The 17,092-nt window shown below is 56.7% G+C and carries 12 protein-coding genes and 2 pseudogenes; 5 read left to right on the top strand and 9 right to left on the bottom strand.

Annotation, left to right across the window (positions count from 1 at the left end; genetic code table 11):
* Window positions 1–26: 26 nt before the first annotated feature.
* The gene (gene prsT, locus BI364_RS04495; RefSeq protein ID WP_083251160.1) at window positions 27–2,816 is read left to right on the top strand and encodes an XrtA/PEP-CTERM system TPR-repeat protein PrsT; all 2,790 of its coding nucleotides are present in this window, start codon (window positions 27–29) and stop codon (window positions 2,814–2,816) included.
* Window positions 2,817–2,893: 77 nt separating this feature from the next.
* Window positions 2,894–3,708, top strand: a pseudogene (locus BI364_RS17240) (IS3 family transposase); the annotation flags it as partial.
* Between the two features lie 227 nt (window positions 3,709–3,935).
* Here BI364_RS17240 and BI364_RS04480 read toward each other — a convergent pair.
* The gene (locus BI364_RS04480) at window positions 3,936–5,216 is read right to left on the bottom strand and encodes an IS110 family RNA-guided transposase (protein WP_156782624.1); all 1,281 of its coding nucleotides are present in this window, start codon (window positions 5,214–5,216) and stop codon (window positions 3,936–3,938) included.
* Between the two features lie 86 nt (window positions 5,217–5,302).
* On the opposite strand from BI364_RS04480, the pseudogene BI364_RS04475 reads away from it, so the two are divergent.
* A pseudogene (locus BI364_RS04475) lies at window positions 5,303–5,575 on the top strand (integrase core domain-containing protein); the annotation flags it as partial.
* A 164-nt stretch (window positions 5,576–5,739) separates the two neighbouring features.
* Here BI364_RS04475 and BI364_RS04470 read toward each other — a convergent pair.
* The 6 genes from BI364_RS04470 to hemG all read right to left on the bottom strand — a co-directional run bounded on the left by BI364_RS04470 (window position 5,740) and on the right by hemG (window position 11,648).
* Window positions 5,740–6,525 carry a PEP-CTERM sorting domain-containing protein gene (locus BI364_RS04470; protein ID WP_156782623.1) on the bottom strand — a complete coding sequence of 262 codons (786 nt, stop codon included), beginning with the start codon at window positions 6,523–6,525 and terminating at the stop codon, window positions 5,740–5,742.
* Between the two features lie 403 nt (window positions 6,526–6,928).
* On the bottom strand, window positions 6,929–8,089 hold the full coding sequence (locus BI364_RS04465) for a nitroreductase family protein (RefSeq protein ID WP_207644999.1): 1,161 nt from the start codon (window positions 8,087–8,089) through the stop codon (window positions 6,929–6,931).
* 316 nt (window positions 8,090–8,405) lie between these two features.
* Window positions 8,406–8,867, bottom strand: coding sequence for a hypothetical protein (locus tag BI364_RS04460; protein WP_197495861.1), 462 nt, complete (start codon window positions 8,865–8,867; stop codon window positions 8,406–8,408).
* A 69-nt stretch (window positions 8,868–8,936) separates the two neighbouring features.
* Entirely contained in the window at window positions 8,937–9,545 is a 609-nt protein-coding gene (locus BI364_RS04455) for a DUF2058 domain-containing protein (protein ID WP_070077729.1), read from the bottom strand.
* A 192-nt stretch (window positions 9,546–9,737) separates the two neighbouring features.
* Window positions 9,738–10,253 (bottom strand): cupin domain-containing protein, encoded by a 516-nt coding sequence (locus BI364_RS04450; RefSeq protein WP_070077728.1) that lies wholly within the window; start codon window positions 10,251–10,253, stop codon window positions 9,738–9,740.
* A gap of 33 nt (window positions 10,254–10,286) precedes the next feature.
* Window positions 10,287–11,648, bottom strand: coding sequence for a protoporphyrinogen oxidase (hemG, locus tag BI364_RS04445; protein WP_070077727.1), 1,362 nt, complete (start codon window positions 11,646–11,648; stop codon window positions 10,287–10,289).
* Window positions 11,649–11,804: 156 nt separating this feature from the next.
* Here hemG and BI364_RS04440 point away from each other — a divergent pair, with 156 nt between their 5' ends.
* The gene (locus BI364_RS04440) at window positions 11,805–12,515 is read left to right on the top strand and encodes a M48 family metallopeptidase (RefSeq protein ID WP_070077726.1); all 711 of its coding nucleotides are present in this window, start codon (window positions 11,805–11,807) and stop codon (window positions 12,513–12,515) included.
* A gap of 35 nt (window positions 12,516–12,550) precedes the next feature.
* Complete coding sequence (locus BI364_RS04435) at window positions 12,551–13,309, top strand: SDR family oxidoreductase (RefSeq protein WP_070077725.1); 759 nt, start codon at window positions 12,551–12,553, stop codon at window positions 13,307–13,309.
* 24 nt (window positions 13,310–13,333) lie between these two features.
* Here BI364_RS04435 and BI364_RS04430 read toward each other — a convergent pair whose 3' ends face one another.
* Both BI364_RS04430 and BI364_RS04425 read right to left on the bottom strand, forming a co-directional pair.
* Window positions 13,334–14,641 carry a DEAD/DEAH box helicase gene (locus BI364_RS04430; RefSeq protein ID WP_156782622.1) on the bottom strand — a complete coding sequence of 436 codons (1,308 nt, stop codon included), beginning with the start codon at window positions 14,639–14,641 and terminating at the stop codon, window positions 13,334–13,336.
* 479 nt (window positions 14,642–15,120) lie between these two features.
* A complete protein-coding gene (locus tag BI364_RS04425) occupies window positions 15,121–17,022 on the bottom strand; it encodes an ATP-binding cassette domain-containing protein (RefSeq protein ID WP_070077723.1) in 1,902 nt (633 codons plus the stop codon).
* Between the last annotated feature and the right edge of the window lie 70 nt (window positions 17,023–17,092).

The following is a 17,092-nucleotide window of genomic DNA, read 5'->3' as shown; positions in this document are numbered from 1 at the left end:
CAATAAATCAGACACAGGACCCTAACATGAAAATTTCTCGATCTCTCTTTAAGAGATTATCTATTCCGCTTATTTTTGCCCTATCCCTCTCCGGATGCGGTTCAAATTCCACACCGCAGACACAACTTCAAAAAGCACACGAATATCTAGAATCCGGCAAAAACAGAGCAGCACTGATAGAGCTAAAAAGCCTCATCAACAAAACTCCAGCGTATGCGCCAGCACGAGTTGCATTGGGCGCACTCCTGTTGAGCCTCGGCGATCCTGAGGCGGCAATCGCACAGTTGAAACAAGCACAAAAGCTCGGTGCCACACCTCTTGAGTACGAACTACCACTTGCAACTGCACTGATTCAGATTTCGGATTACAAATCAGCACTTGCTGTATTGCATCCTGACCAGACCTCGAGCCCCGGACAAAAAGCCGACATCTATGCAGCTCAAGGAGACGCGGAGACCGGATTAAAAAACACTCAGAAAGCAAACGAACTCTATTCAATGGCCCTGGATACAGACCCAAAAAACTCTCGCGCGCTGGCAGGCCAAGCCAATCTTGCCCTGCAAAACAGCGACACGATTCTAGCCATTAAAACCGCTGACCGTGCGATAGCTGTAGATAGCAAAAATGCGCAGGCATGGCTTGTCAAAGGATATGCGGAATACGATCAACAACGCATCCAAAATTCAGCTGAAAGCTTCTTGAAAGCATTGTCGATAGGATCACCAAGCATATCGCCGGAACAGATTTTTATTGCCCATGGGAAACTCGCACAAGTACAAATTGCTCTCGGACAAAGATCCGAAGCCATGGCTAACATTGAAACCATGTTAAAGGTAGCTCCACATGCTGGCTACCCAAACTATCTAAAAGGTTTACTCGCGTATGAAATGAAGGACTACCCAATAGCAGCCAAGCATCTCCAAATCGCACTTAACTCAAATCCTTACAATACAAATGCACTTACTCTGCTCGGCGCAAGTGAAATGGCCCAAGAGCAAGATATACTCGCCGCAAATCACTTGGTAGGAGCATTAGCACAAAATCCGGGAGATTTGACAGCAAGAAGGATGCTGGCATCTCTGCAAATAAAATCCGGTGATAATGCACAAGCTATAAAGACCATTACCGAGGGCGCGCCCCCAAACACAGCCGCCAGCCTAATTTTATCTTTATTTTCTTCCCCAGAGCAAGCAATTAAGACCCTATCCAACATACAGGCATCTGCATCTGAAAATTCAGATTCAAATACCATACGTCTTGCTTTAGCCCAAGCACTCATGCTCGATCACAAACAAGGAGAAGCGCTTTCCATATTAAATGATATCAAAAATAATGAGCATGGACAACTGAACACATTGAGCCTGAAAGCCGCAGCCTATGTCCGTGAAAAACAATTCGCTAAGGCGATAGCTATTGCACATGATATCGAGCGCCGTCATCCAAACAATCCAGACGCGCTACAACTATCCGCCGCCATCTTCACTCTTTCAAATGCAAACCAACAAGCAGAACAGACCCTTGCTTCTGGATTAAAATATTCTCCGAAAAATACCGCGATCACCAATCAACTTGGCGACCTAAAATTACGCGAAGGAAAAATTAATGGCGCCGAAAAATATTACAAGCTAACAATCAGTAACGACGCCGGCAATCTTACAGCCCTAATGGCCTTAGCAAGAATATCTGCGAACCGCAACGAAACCAACGCGGCGATGAAGTGGTTAGAGCGCGCACATACGAGCAACCCAAAATCTATTCAGCCCATCCTTGCTATTACACAGTTTCAACTTGCCACCGGCCACGCAACCGCTGCACTTGATACTATCCAAAAAGCTGTTGCACTTGCACCAGGAAATCCCAGAATACTCACTTTGATGGCTAACACACAGCTCGCCAACCATCAAGATGAAAATGCTCTAAATACCTTCACGACAATACATCAGGCAGAACCATTAAATCCTTATTTCAGTCTAAATATGGCTTCCGTGCAGGCAAAACTCAAGCAATGGGGTGCTGCTGAAAAAACCCTAAAAGAAATCATCAAAATAAAACCAGATTTCATACCTGGCCTAAGAGCGCTCGCACTTACCCAATGGCACAACAAAGAAATCAAGGCCGCTTTTTTGACAACTGAAACGCTCTCAAAACTACCCAATGGAAAAGCTGACGCTGCCGCACTGAACGGGCAACTCTACAGCATGAGTGGCAACTATTCAGCTGCTCAACAAGCATATAAAGAAGCGATCTCCATCCGCCCATCTCGAGATTTGGCATTAGCTGCATTCACCGTTAATGTTCGTGCCCGCACCAAAGAACCAGAACAACCACTGCTAACTTGGCTCAAATCAAACCCTGCAGATTCTGTCGTACGTTTTGCATTAGCCGGTTATTACTTAACAAATGGCGATGACAAATCCGCAGAACAACAATATCAGATCGCCCTTAAAAGCAACCCAAAAAACCCCGTTATTTTGAATAATCTTGCTTGGATCCGCTCAAAATACGGGGATCAAGATGCCATTAGACTTGCAGACGAAGCTCACAATTTAGACCCCAACAACCCCCTCATCAGCGACACTTATGGATGGATATTGGTCCAGTTCAAACATCCAAAATCAGCGCTACCGTTGCTTCAGGATGCAGCAAAAAAAGTACCCAGCAGCGGTACCATTCAATACCATTATGCAGTTGCGCTTGCAGACACCGGTAATGAAGAAAAAGCATCCTCCATACTAAAATCCATTATCAAAAATAAAGATAATTTCCCTGAAAAAATGGCCGCGAAATCACTTCTCAAGAAATTGGAACCTTCATAGTAAATGGTAATCCGCCCTACAAAGTAGTAGCGTTCAGAAGTGGAATTTTCCGATACTCACCGGTAAGGAGATTCCGCATGAAGAAATCGCGATACACGGACAGCCAGATCATCAGCATTCTCAAGCAGGCCGAGGCCGGCACGCCCGTGCCTGAGCTGTGCCGCGAGCACGACATGAGCAGCGCCACGTTCTACAAGTGGCGGGCCAAGTACGGCGGCATGGACGCTTCGCTGATGGCCCGCCTGAAGGAGCTGGAGGACGAGAACCGGCGACTGAAGAAGATGTACGCCGAGGAGCGTCTGGTTTCGGAGATTCGCAAGGAAGCCCTTGAGGGAAAATGGTAAGGCCCTCTTCGCGCCGGGAGAGGGCCCAAGACTGTGTGGCGCAACGGGCTATCAGCATCGGCCTGGCCTGCCGTGCGTTTGGGATCAGTCAGACATGCTATCGGTATCAAGCGAAGCTGTCGGAAGAGAACGCGCGCATCGCCGACTGGCTGGTTCGGCTGACGCACAAGCAGCGCAACTGGGGCTTTGGGCTGTGCTTTCTGCACCTGCGCAACGTCAAGGGCTTTGCCTGGAATCACAAGCGCGTGTACCGCATCTACCGGGCGCTGGCGCTCAATCTGCGGATCAAGCCCAAGCGACGGATCGTGCGCGACAAGCCCGAGCCATTGGCCGTGCCCGAGGCGATCAACCAGAGCTGGTCGATGGATTTCATGCACGACAGCTTACAGGATGGGCGCCCGTATCGGCTGTTCAACGTCATTGACGACTACAACCGCGAAGGATTGTGCATCGAGGCCGACTTCTCGCTACCGGCCGAACGGGTTGTGCGGGCGCTGGATCGGGTCATCGAATGGCGCGGCAAGCCGCGGGCGATCCGCTGCGATAACGTGCTAACTGTAGAGTCAAGCGCTGAGGTACAGGCGAAAGCAGCCTAGGCCGTGCTGGACGTCCTTGAATGGCTGTATCCGCCGCTATCGAACGATGCCCGTGGGCTTCCACGATCGAAAAGATCCCCTGATCTAACCATAGTGAACACGAGGTCCGCCAAGCGGCCTCGACCGTGCTTAAAACAGCATGGGGTCCCGTGGAAGGCCCGAACATTATCTACGGGATCCTAATCGGTCCCAACGGCCCTACAGAGAGGGGTCGATCCACGGGGCAAACTCGTTTCGAAATAACAGCGGTACGTGGTTCGATGCTTGACCAGGCTGTAAGCGACCCGCGCCATCTTGGCCGCGACCGCCGTCAACGCTTTGCGTTTGCGATCGGCGTTGAGCGGGTCGGGTTGCACATAACGCTCGTACTTTTGCCGGAAGCTGTTCTCACGCATGCGCACGGCGATGGTGGCGGCGAACCAGAAGGCGAAGCGCAGTCTGGCGTTGCCGCGCTTGGACAACTTCTCCTGGCCACGGAACTGGCCTGATTGCGACTTGGACAAGTCCAGGCCGCAGTACTTGAGAAACTGCCGGTGATGGGAAAAACGGCGCAAATCGCCTGCCTCGGCCAAGATAGTGAGGGCGAGCACAGGCCCTATACCGGGAATGGATCGCAACGACTCGTAATCGGGGCGTCCCTGCAGCAGGCGATGCGCGGTCTCGGCCAGGGCCTCGCGTTGTTCGATCAGTTGCTGATAACGGCGCAGTTGGAGCCGAAACGTCTCGATGGCCACATCGTCGCCAGCGATCGGCAAGCCAACGCTGGTACACGCCGTATCGTACAGTTCCCGAATCCACGAGCGTTTGTTGACCTTGCGCCCAACCACGTCCCAGGCCTCGCGCTCGAACGCCTCAAAGGACAACGCACGCACTGAGGCCGCCGTCGGGAAACGGATCAGGAAGCGTGCAAACCACTCCGCCTGCGTGGAGTGGAAGTAGCGTTCGCTCTCCGGGAAATACAGCGGCAAATAGTGTGTCATCAGGCTGTGTTGGAGCCGCGTTCGGGCCAGACTGATCTGGTAGTGGGTTTTGGACAGCTCCTGCAGCCCATGGTGGCCGGCGATTAGCGGATCGACATAGCGCTGAGTAACGCCCTGCTTGAGCAGGGCGAGGATCACTGCGGCATCCTTCGGGTCGTTCTTATCCCACGAGTTGAACAGCGCCTCGCGGTAACGAGCGCCAGCGATCGAGGAAACCAGGCAGACATCGAAACCCTCCTTGAGCAAACGGTACGCCAGTGTCCGGTGGCAATCCCCGGTCGGTTCAAAGGCGATACGAACCGGAGCAGGGCACAAATGCAGCAGATCGACCAACCGCTGATGGTCTTCCTGCAAGCTGTTCATCCGGAAGCGCCGATGCTTGCCATCAGGCGTTTCGATGAGAACGGCATGGGTACGCTTGGCAATATCGATCGCCACCCAGGTGGCCGCTGGCGTAGCATCATTGCGGGTAGTCATCATCGCGAATCTCCTGTGGTGTGTGAGAACCCTCAGGATGCTCTTCTCGATGATGGCTGCCCAACGGCTCATGCTTCGATATGTACTATGGGCCCGAGTTTATCAGCCACGCGTTCGCCGACTGGGCAGCTAAGCACGGCATTGCGCTCAACTTCATCCAACCCGGCAAACCGCAGCAGAACGCCTATATCGAGCGCTACAATCGCACCGTGCGCTACGACTGGTTGAACCAATACCTGTTCGAGTCGATCCACGAGGTCCAAAACTTCGCCACCCGCTGGCTCTGGACCTACAACCACGAACGGCCAAACATGGCCCTCGGAGGCATCACCCCAAAACAGAAGCTCGCCCTGGTGGCTTAACCCTTCCATTTCTGAACATCGCTAAAAATGGGGGGATTACCCCCAAAGTTACTTCATCGCCAGATTACCACTGCATAAACAATAAAAAGGCGCCCACTTGGGGCGCCTCAAGTACTCTCCCATGTGTGACTTCAAGTCATACGGGGAGGATATTCAATTGCAGCTCAGTCGCGGCGGTAACGTGACTGGCGGAAGCGCAGCCCCATCAAACCGACCATCAGTAGGCCAAGTCCCATCATGCCAAGGTCACTCGGCTCAGGCACCGCATTATAATTCGCGGTCATGACCTGATTTTGCACTACCGTATTACCCGCCGAGTGATTGTAAGTCATGGTCAGCAGGAAGGCAGCCAGGTTGTTTGTAAGCCCGTCCGTATACGACGGGATGAAGTAAGGTGCAGCAGGACCACCTGTTGCATCCAGCAGACCGGCACCGAAACCGCTGTAAGTCTGCGCAGTCGTACCCACCGCCGTACCAAAGATCTGGCCTGTTTCACCATTGACAAGGCTGGTATGACCCGCCGCCTGCAACCACAAGCTTCCGTCCGTCACGTTCGCAGCCGCCATACTCTGCGCGGAACCATTGTACGTAAAGGTTGGGTTGGCGTAGAAATACGCATTCACATTGTCCAGAATGATCTTGTTACCATTGGTAGCCGTCGGATCAAACTTAGTCACATCGCCGGTAAAGTAATAGGTCAACTGACAGGCAGTGCCGCCGGCGCAATAGCTAGAGGCGGAGTTGTTGAAGCTGTTGACGATACCCCAACCCGTAACCGTCTGGCCTGTTCCACTCACCAATGTTTCCCAACCGTTGGTGCTAGTAAAACCGTTCCCAGCGGGCAAGTTAATACCATCAATGGCCGTTGCCGATGCCGTCTGAGCCATCCCCATGGCCCCCGCCATAATCAAGCCACTGAGAATCAATCTGCTTTTTTGTAAGCTTTTCATCGCGTTAAACCTCCAGAAATACAGTGAAATACGTTGCGCAGCAGAGCTGCCTGATCCGATGTACCTTAGCCCGGCCCATCCAAAATCAACCTCGCCACCATGGATAAAGCATTTATCGGGCCAGCATGGGCCTGTCCGGCAATATTAAGCGCAACCATCTGTTATATATAATGATTTTTCATAAGCCTCAGACGCTTCACTGAATGATTTCAGGAGAGGCCATACCAACACGTAAAGAATATCGACAAGGTGTCCGCTCAATATATTGACTGAACCCAATGGCCACACTCGCCTACTACCCTCGTGTCATGCTAAAGGTCGTATACATCCACTCAAATCGATTGAATGTGATCAGACTGGCGTAAGAAATTTCGACGCATCGCTTCATATGTGTGCATGGCGATCACGCTTCCATCAAAAGATCTACGACCTCACGGCGCGCGTTACGCATCGGCGGTCTACTGGCATCCGCCTGACCCACCCGCAAAAAAACCAAACCGACTCCCGACTTAGAAATCGATTCCACGCTCGCTTTCAATGATTGACGACGACGCTCCAGGCGGGATTCGATAGGCACCGTGCCGTAAGCGGCCGCCCCCAATGCAGCGAAGGGTTGCACAGCCAGGCCGAGTGCCGTTGCTCTCAGCCAAAAACGCTCCAACAGGCGCCCCGAAGCTAAAACGTGGGAGCGCTGGAGCGACTCTGCGGTCAATAGAAAAAGGAGCGGGGATTTTGATACTGGCAGATAGGCGCCACGCCAGGCGAGCATTGAAGCTGCGCCAAGGACATTGAGGCTGCGCATTATGGGCCAGTACTGCAACGCCGTGAACGGTAGGCGAAGCAAACGCTCGATAAACAGCGTTCCTGGTGCAAGCCCTTCCGCGCATGTTTGGTGCCAACCGACATCGAACCGTATAGCCCTGAAGAGTTCCGCATGTAAGGTTCGGCTGGAAAAACGCAATCCCTCAGCCCGCATCAGGATACGTGAGGCACGCGCCCTGGCTTCGCCAGCCGGAATCAGCTGGATACGGGCAGTACCATCATCTATGCCAACCGATTGCAGCCGCACTACTGAGGATTCGGCGACCGGGCCCCATGGGAAGCGCCTATCCGTATGCCGACAAGGAATCACCGCGGCCAAATCAACGTCCAGTTTCGGTGCTGCACTCCAAGTGATGATCGCCACCTTACGTGGCTCATGATCGAGTTCTGGCATCAGCGCCACATGAGATACATAACCCAAGGCGCTAGCTTGGATACAAATATTTTCTATACAGGCACCCAGCGCAAGATCGCTCAATAAATACGATGAATCTGAATCATGCCCGGATCGCTCTTCGTCGATCCACAATTCAAGTGCGCCCCCTCGCCAGCGTAACTGCCAGGGCTGTGAATTATCGGCCGATGGTGCGGCAACGGCCGCAGCCAATATTTTCTCGCGCGTTGGCGTCAGCGAACCCATGCTACGTTTGCCCCCAGATACACCCTTAAACCAATGGCCGCATAACCGCTTCGGTGACATGGATTCGGCTCCTTTCGCGAGGCAAGCCGCCATCATCAGCAAATAGCATATACAGCATACTCATGACGTCATCCCCTAGCCTTTTTCATACACCATAGGGAACAACCGGACACTTGACGCTTATCAAGTAAATATCAAGCGAATATACCGCCACTACATGATTAATTAACCCATTAATTTTTTTGCACATGAACGACACATCCAGAGGCGACCCTGTCAGAAACACCAATTTTTTTCACGAGAATCGACGACCTGACAAATTTGTGCTGCCGTTTATGTGAAATCAATCGTTGCGCGCGTCAAGCATGACGGTGGAAGTTTTATCGAACCACTCAACTCAGACAACACTAGGTGATAATCAACGTGACCTATAACGATCGATCAGATCCGCCAAATGCAGGTGCAATTGCTCTTCGAAATCTTCCAACTGCTTTCCAAAGACACTGAGATATTGAAACGCCTGCGCGCGATTGAGACGCTTGTTGGTCAATTGATATTCGATCTCAGCTAAGGATTTATCGTTTCTCGGCAGAAACGTCCAGCATGTAAAGCCGGGGTCAACGATTTCGAATTCAGTTTCTGCGAAACGGCAAAACGCATCGATATGCTCGGCTCCAGTGGCGCCGAGACAACCAGGTTCGATTCGCACGATGACCTGGATTTTTTTGTCTTGCGACGGTGGGACTATCGATATCATGCTTGCGTCGCTCATATTGCCGACCACCATGCAGCGGAGCTGCGGCAGCAGCGTTTGGGACGCACATGCGTCCTCCTTTAGCTTAGCAGTTGATTCATCAGATGCCGGAAGCCCTGAACCCACGACGGACGCCCTTGGAAGTATAACGACGACCGCAGCTGCTGCTCTGCAAGGATCAAGAATCGAATACGATTACCAGACCAGATCATCCGGTATCGGGTGATCCTTGTAGGCCGGATCCTCATCCTCATCGCTCAGTGCGTCAGCACGGATGATCTTGACCTTGGGATCAAGCACTTGCAAAGGCTCCACCTGTGCGGCGTCAATCACGTAGTAGCGCTCATTGCGCGGCACGATCACCAACGCACCGTCGGCCAGCATCTGCCTTTGCGCCGCCGTCACCCATATTTTGCGCACCGCGGCGCCTTCTTGAAAGTGATACGGCGTCTCGCCATCACCCGCATTGACACGCTGTTCGCGCAGAAAGCGGCGCACGGCCTCGCGCTGTGCCTTGTCGAGATGGGCATAGGGGCTAGGCGTCTGTGCGGGATTGCTCGCTTTCGCTGCTTTACCCCCGTTCGTCGGTTTCGACCGGACACGTGCAGCGCTAGGTTCTGGCGTAGGTTTGCGGCGCGGTGGGCGAGTATCCTCTGTTACCCGTCGCTCACGTTTACGTTCTGCGTCCGCTCGCTTGGGTTTGCGTGGAGACGGCTCACGTCGCGGTTTATCATCCGCCACCTTGACCTGATCCTCCGTTATCAATCCCGCTTTGAGCAGTTGATCGCGCAACGCGTTATTCATGCCAACATCCTCACCATCGGACCTAATCCGGTTCAAATTGCTCGTAGATATCGCCAGAGCACTGGCTCTGGCGTAGATAATACAACGCACCCGACCCGCTGGGCGGTGTATGCGCGCTGTGCAGGGGCAACCCCAACCAAGCGCCAAGTGCCGGGGCCGTACGACACGTCACCTGCCGCGCGCAACGAACCTTCAAGCACGAAGCATTCCACGCTCGAAGGAAAAGTCAGCCTGGGCAGTATGGTGGCAGACGCCAGACGCGCCAAGGTCGCGGTAGCACGGCAGTAAGCTCAAACCGGATACGTCGATACCGGCACACCATGTCGCCATGGCATACGCAGACTGTCGCCGCCGCGCACCGCCTGCACCAGGGTACTGACGCAGGCCGACCGCGAATTCCCACCCGGACGCCGAATAAGGCGCGTGCACAACGCCTTCCGGCTTGAGCAACCCACTACCTGCCGGGTAATCGCCTCGCTCATCCGAGAACACACCCGAACGCATAAAAAATGCCTCATCGGCAGAATGTGGATGCGCGCTAAGGCACCTTCCTGGTGCATAGCGCACCACACCGATGACCGAACCAGATTCGCCCCCCATACGATATAACGGCTTATGCCGCCGGGCCGCCCCGCCCGGGCTCAGGCTCGCCTGCCGATCAACTCGGACACCGTCGACAAAGGCGCGCAACGTTGGATTCGCATTCATGTCATTTTGCGCCGGCGGTAAGGCCTTCACTCGCTACACCTCACCGTGCGGCGCCTCAGTCGGCACTAGACGCTCGGCCAATGCCAGGGCGTTGTTGATGCAATCCCCAACCGCGACACCACCGTGCCAATTAGCCGCAGCGTGGATGTCTGGCAAGGCCGCCAAGCCCTGCTCGATCATTGCCATCCGTTCCAGATGACCGACCGTGTACTGGGGGATGGCTTGCGGCCAGCGATTCACCGCACTGAACGCAGGCGTTCCAATTACGCCCAGCAAGGGTTGTAGATCCTGGACCACGCGCGCGACTAGGGCGGCGTCCTCATGCGCGGGTGCCCCAGGATTGCGGGCACCACCAATGAAGGCCGTCAGCAGTACGTGGCCAGCAGGCGCCCGACCTGGGAACAGTGTTGACGAGAACAGGACGCCCAGCGTCTCGCACCCTTCTCGCCGCGGAATCAGAAGCCCAAAACCGTCCAGCGGATGCCTGATCTGCTCCCGCGCAAAGCCGAGCGCGAGGCTGACGACGCCCGGATATTCGACGGCACGCAAACGAGTCGCGAGGTCAAGATCGAATGGCTCCAGCAATTCTGCCGCCACAAAGGCTGGGGTAGCCAAGATGAGAGTCGATCCAGACTCAATGCCCTTGGATGTTTCCGCTACCCAATGCCGATCAGTGCGTCGTAAAGCGGTCACTGGGGTGTTGGTGGCCAGCGCACTACCCAGCGCCGAAGCCAATGCTGCAGGCAGTTCGCCAACGCCGCCTCGAAAGCTGATCAATCGCCCCTGCGGCACCGGCCCACTAGCACGTCCTTGCCTGGCGCGCCGCAGGGCGCCTCGGAAGAGCGAACCCGCCTCCGCCTCAAGCGCATAGATACGCCCAGTCGCCGCACGCACCGAAAGCCGCTCAGGATCTCCTGCATAGACACCGGACACAAAGGGGTCAACCGCCCAGTCGAGAAACTCCGGCCCCAACCGTCGCCGGACAAAACTCGCAACGCTCTCGTCGGTTTCCGCGTGTCCCCGCCAAGGCTCGCTCAGCAGGCGAAGCTTGGCGCGCAGACTGAACAACGGCGTACGCAAAAAAGCCAGCGGACTGGCGGGCAAGGCGATCATGCGCCCAGCGCGTGTCACATAACGGCGTTGGGCCAAGGGATTTGCTTCAACGGCGTGCCCCCGCAGATCGAGTGCGTCGATCAAACGGCTCAACCCCTCTCCACGATCGAGTAGGGAATTGGGGCCGGCATCCGACAGGTAGCCATCGGTCAGACGGCTACGGATTTTCCCGCCCGCCGTCGTGCCGGCTTCCAGTATGCGGACGCGCGCGCCGCGTCGGTGCAGCGACCAGGCCAGTGTCAGGCCGGATATACCCGCACCGACGATAAGAAAATCGTTCATGCAGCGATCATCAGGAATATGCGCGGACCTACCTTGTACCCGATTCCGAACAATATTGCCAAACCGGCGTCGGGTAGCGCAGCCCGGCAGGATCGTTCTACACTCGCCGGGCTATGAAGGCGCATGCCCACCACTCACACCCGATCACTTCACGCCATGACTGCTACATCCGCGATCGCTTGGCTCGATGACTGCGAATTTCGCCATTCGTATCGAGCGAAGCGCCTGCGCATCAGCGTATCACCGCGTAGCGGGGTGGTCGTAACGCTCCCCCCCGGTATCAGTCGCGCGCGCGCGCTGGCCTTCGTCGAAACGCAGCGCGAGTGGATTGAACGGCAACTCGCGCGCCTGCCGCCGCCCACGCCTCCGGGTCCACCCGAGCGCGTGGCGTTACCGGCACTGGGGCTCGATCTGGCCGTACACTTCGTATCGGAAAGCCGGGAACGTCCACATCTGCGCGAAACGTGTAACGGCCTGTATCTGACTGGCGACTGGCGCACGCATGACGTCTGGCGGACGCTGTTCACCAATTGGTTGCGTACCCGCGCTCATGCGGCCTACCTGCCGGTAATCGCCGAACAGGCCGAGCGAATGGGCTTGCGCCACGGACGTGTGAGTGTGCGTCTGCAACGGACTCGATGGGGTAGCTGCAACCGGCACGGCGACATCAGCCTGAACGCCAAGCTGCTGTTGCTGAGCCCAGCGCTGATGCGGCACGTCATCATTCACGAGCTCGCGCATATCCGCCATCTCGACCACTCACCCGCCTTCTGGGCCGTCGTCGAAGCTGCCGACCCGGCTTGGCGCAGCCACCGTCGCGCGCTGTGTCAGGCCTCGTCGTCACTGCCCGGATGGCTGGAACACTAGGCCGCCCGATCTATATTTGTACTGGAGTTTGAAACATGACCAAAACCGTATTCGTTACCGGCGCCACCTCCGGCTTCGGCGAGGCTATCGCCAGGCGCTTCGCACAAGCCGGCTGCCATGTCATCGCCAGCGGCCGCCGTAGTGATCGCCTCGAAGCACTGGTCGATTCCTTGCCCGACGCGACCCTGTTACCGCTGACGCTAGACGTGCGAGACCGCGCGGGTGTCGAAAGCGCTGTCGCCAACCTTCCGCCAATGTTCGCCGACATCGACATCCTGGTGAACAATGCGGGGCTCGCGCTCGGCCTAGAACCTGCTCAACGAGCTGACCTCAATGAATGGGAGGCGATGGTCGACACCAACATCAAGGGTCTAATGACGGTGACCAGAACGGTGCTGCCTGGCATGTGCGAGCGCTCACGTGGACACGTAATCAACCTTGGCTCAGTCGCAGCCAGTTGGCCTTATCCCGGTGGTAATTGTTATGGCGCGACCAAGGCCTTTGTTCAGCAATTTTCGCGCAATCTCCGCGCCGACCTGTTAGGGACCGGCATACGCGTAACCAACATCGAACCAGGGATGGCCGAGACTGAATTCTCCCTGGTGCGTTTCAAGGGGAATGCCGAACAGGCTGAATCGGTCTACGCGGGCACGCGACCGCTGCTCGCCGAAGACATCGCCGAGGCCGTACATTGGGTCACCGAGCTACCCGCACATGTGAACATCAACACGCTGGAAATCATGCCGACCGATCAGGCATGGGGGCCTTTTGCGGTCCACCGCGAGACACGTTAAGCGCCCCGCGTACGCCACTAGGTTTCAATCGCTGCCGTTCTCGCTCTTGTTGTCACCCTCGTCGTCGTCATCGCGGCGACGGCGATTCTTGGTGCGATACACCACGTTGACCGGCTTACGCGCGCCAGGGGCCACCGAAAAACCGTAGTCTGCGGAATATTGCACCGGTTCGTTCGGCTGCGGCCCGCGCGGCTCGACCGGTGCTGCCTTGGCGGGACCACCTGGCCCAGAGGCATAATCACTAGGGAAACGCACCCCTGAGGGGCGCCGCCCCCGGCCACCTTGTCCCGGCTGCTGGGCACCACCACCGGCCACCACGCGGCGTCCAGGTCCGCGTAGCCCGCCTTTAGCCGGCTTGCCAGCCGTTTTGGCAGGCGCCTGCGCAGCGGGTTTCTGTCCGTTACCGTTACCGTTGTTACTCTGACGAGGGGGACGCGGACCACGCGGCGGCTTGCCCACCGCACTGGATTTATTGCCTTGGGCGCCATTGCCGTTATTGCCGTTATTGCCCGACCCCGAACGGCGCGAACCCCGCGAAGATTTGGCACGCGGGGCATGTGCTCGCGGTTGCGCGTCAGTGTCACCCAGTCCCGCCGGTTGTCTTTCGTCCTCGTCGAGATCGTCGATATCTTCGGCGGAAGCAGATTCGGTCGTGGGTAGCGCCGGTGCGCTCACTGCCGGAGCGGCTAGCTCGGCTGCCAACCCCACACGCTGGGGATCACGCGTCAACCGCGCAGCCAACAGGCCCACGGCGTCGTTGGGCGCATCGGAGAGGATTATGGTCTGCTCGAGATTCGAGCCGCCGGCATCCACAAGGCTATAGATCTCGCTGCCCAAACCCATATCCAGCATCTGATCGGCCTTGTCGAGCAACAGCAGTTTAAGACGCTCGAACGGCACTCGCCCACGACGAATATGATCCATCAGACGTCCTGGCGTAGCCACCAATATGTCGAGTGGGCGGCGCAGCAATTGATGTTGGGTCGGGTAAGGCCTGCCACCGACCACCGTGCCAAAGCGTAAACGGGTATCGTGTCCGAGCTGTTTGATCATGCGGCCAACCTGCATGGCCTGATCCCGCGTTGGCGCCAATACCAATGCACGTGGGCCACGTCCTTCGGGGGGTGCTTGTGCCAACAGGTGTTGCATTAGGCCCAGCAGATAACCCGTTGTACCACCGCTGCCCGCAGGACTGACAGCCAGCACATCGCGCCCGGCCAGTACCGCGGAAATCAATTGAGATTGCATCTCGTTGGGGGCGACAAGTCCAAGTTCCTCAATCGCTGCCAACAAGGGGTCCGCGAGCGTCAAGTCTGCAAATGATTCTGCCAAGATAGTTTTCCTCTTTCCAAGCGATCACCCGCCATGGCGGGGAATACCTACATGGCCCCAAACGAGGAGACACCGGGTTGGCTCACGCCATAAACGGTTTGGCTCTCGCCGAGGCGGAAACACGTATTCATCCGGTCGGCAATCGCCGAAATCCGGTGGATGGATTACCCGAACAGGTTTTGAAGTCTTTCATTCGCCTTAAAATTCAAAAGACGCTTCAGGTCCACAGGCGCGGGTGGGTTGCGAACGGCCCAGGTTGCAACCCCGAACGACGGGTCCCGTGGAGCAATCACCAATCACCGGGCCAAGGGGCGCCAGGACTGGGACGGGTGTGGCGGACGAATATATACCAACGCGCAAAACGCACTGTTTGAGCCGCGCACTATACGCCCCATCCGCGACGATCACCAGTCAATCCTTATACGCTCTGTACCAGATAGCATCAACGTCGTATCCGCTATGATCCAGGCGCTCGCAGATCATCCGTTTGTGGACGCTTCCAATTGCTCCCAACGGGCAAAAGCGATGCCTAATTCGGTAGCGATCCCCTCCAGACGAAGCCGTGTTTCGCGTACGCCCTCGGCATCACGATACAGCTCGGGCTTGCCCAGTGCAGTTTCAAGGGCAGCCTGCTCTCGCTCCAACTCGGCGATCCGTTCGGGCAGCAGCTCCAGTTCTCTCTGATCCTTATAGCTCAATTTGCGCGCCGCTTTGAGGGATGCGGGCTGCGTGCCTCGCCCAACCGTCGCTACAGAGGCAGCGGTTGGCGGCGCGGAGACCAATGCCTGTGGACGCTGGCGCAACCAGTCCTGATATCCTCCCACGTACTCCACGAAGCGACCCTCGCCCTCGAAGGCCAGGGTGCTGGTCACCACGTTGTCGAGGAAGGCGCGGTCATGGCTCACCAAAATCAAGGTGCCGCTGTATTCCACGAGCAAACCCTCAAGCAACTCCAGTGTCTCCACATCGAGATCGTTGGTGGGTTCGTCCATGATCAACAGGTTTGCCTGACGCGTGAACAGCTTCGCCAACAACAAGCGATTACGTTCTCCGCCGGAAAGTGCTCGGATGGGTGTACGCGCCCGCAATGGGCTGAACAGAAAATCCTGCAAATACCCCATGATGTGCTTGGACTGCCCGTTGATGGTGACCTGGGTACTCCCTTCGCCCACCGCATCGACGACGGTACTGTTGGGATCAAGCTGCTCACGCTGCTGATCGAAGTAGGCCACGGCAAGTTGCGTACCTAGGCGCACGCTGCCGGAGTCCGGCTGCAATGCACCGGTGAGCAAACGCAGCAACGTGGTCTTGCCGGCACCATTGGGGCCGATGATGCCGAGCTTGTCACCACGCAAGAGCGTCAAATTAAGGTCGCGGATCACCGCCCGTCCTCCGAGCGCGACCTGCGCAGCCTCGGCCTCCGCAACCAGGCGTCCGGAGGCACCACCGGCATCGACGGCAAGGCGCACCTGTCCGCCACGCTCGCGGCGCTCGCGGTGCGCCTCACGCATCGCCTTGAGCGCGCGGACCCGACCTTCATTACGCGTACGTCTAGCCTTGATACCCTGCCGTATCCAGGTTTCTTCGATAGCCAGTCGCCGGTCGAACTCGGCAGACTGAGCGGCTTCGTTCTCCAGATCCTCGGCCTTGCGCAGCAGATAGCCCGCATAATCGGTGGCATAGCGCGTCAATTGACCGCGGTCGAGATCAAGTACGGCCGTCGCCAAGGCAGCCGCGAAGGCCCGATCATGGGTCACCAGCATCACACTGCCAGCGAAATTGCGCAAAAAACCCTCCAGCCACTCGATGGCTTCGATATCAAGGTGGTTGGTAGGTTCATCGAGCAACAGCATCTCAGGATCACTGACCAACGCGCGGCCGAGCAGCACGCGGCGCTTGAGGCCACCAGAGAGCGATTCGAAAGCAACCTCGCCCGGCAATTCCAGTCGCGAAATCACCGCATCGACTCGCGCCCCCAGGGTCCAGCCATCCTTCGCCTCAAGGCTGTGTTGCACGCGCTCCAGACGATCCAGGTCGGCCACCTCGGCGCTGGCGCCAAGCGCCTCGCTCAGGCGGTGGAATTCGGCCAAGAGCGCACCAAGTTCTCCAAGGCCATCCGCAACCACCTCATAAACCGTACCGCGAACGTCAACGGGAATTTCCTGTCCAAGATAGGCGATGCGCAGGGCGCCGCGGCACACGATCTCACCACTGTCTGGCTGCAGCTCGCCCGCGATCAAGCGCATCAACGTCGACTTGCCTGCGCCGTTACGCCCAACCAAGCACAGGCGCTCGTGGGGTTCGACATTAAGATCGACGCGATCAAGCAGCGGAGCACCGCCCAGAGTGAGGGTGACGGCTCGCAGGGTCAGCAATGACATAGGGTCGAATCTCAAAAGTACAGCGAAGGGTGGCGACATCTTAGCAGACAGCAGGCCGTCGCCACCGGAC

Origin of the sequence: Acidihalobacter yilgarnensis, assembly GCF_001753245.1 — a bacterium.
GTDB lineage: Bacteria > Pseudomonadota > Gammaproteobacteria > DSM-5130 > Acidihalobacteraceae > Acidihalobacter > Acidihalobacter yilgarnensis.
The sequence above is the reverse complement of the archived record's forward strand: the minus strand, read 5'-3'. Positions and strand labels throughout refer to the sequence as shown.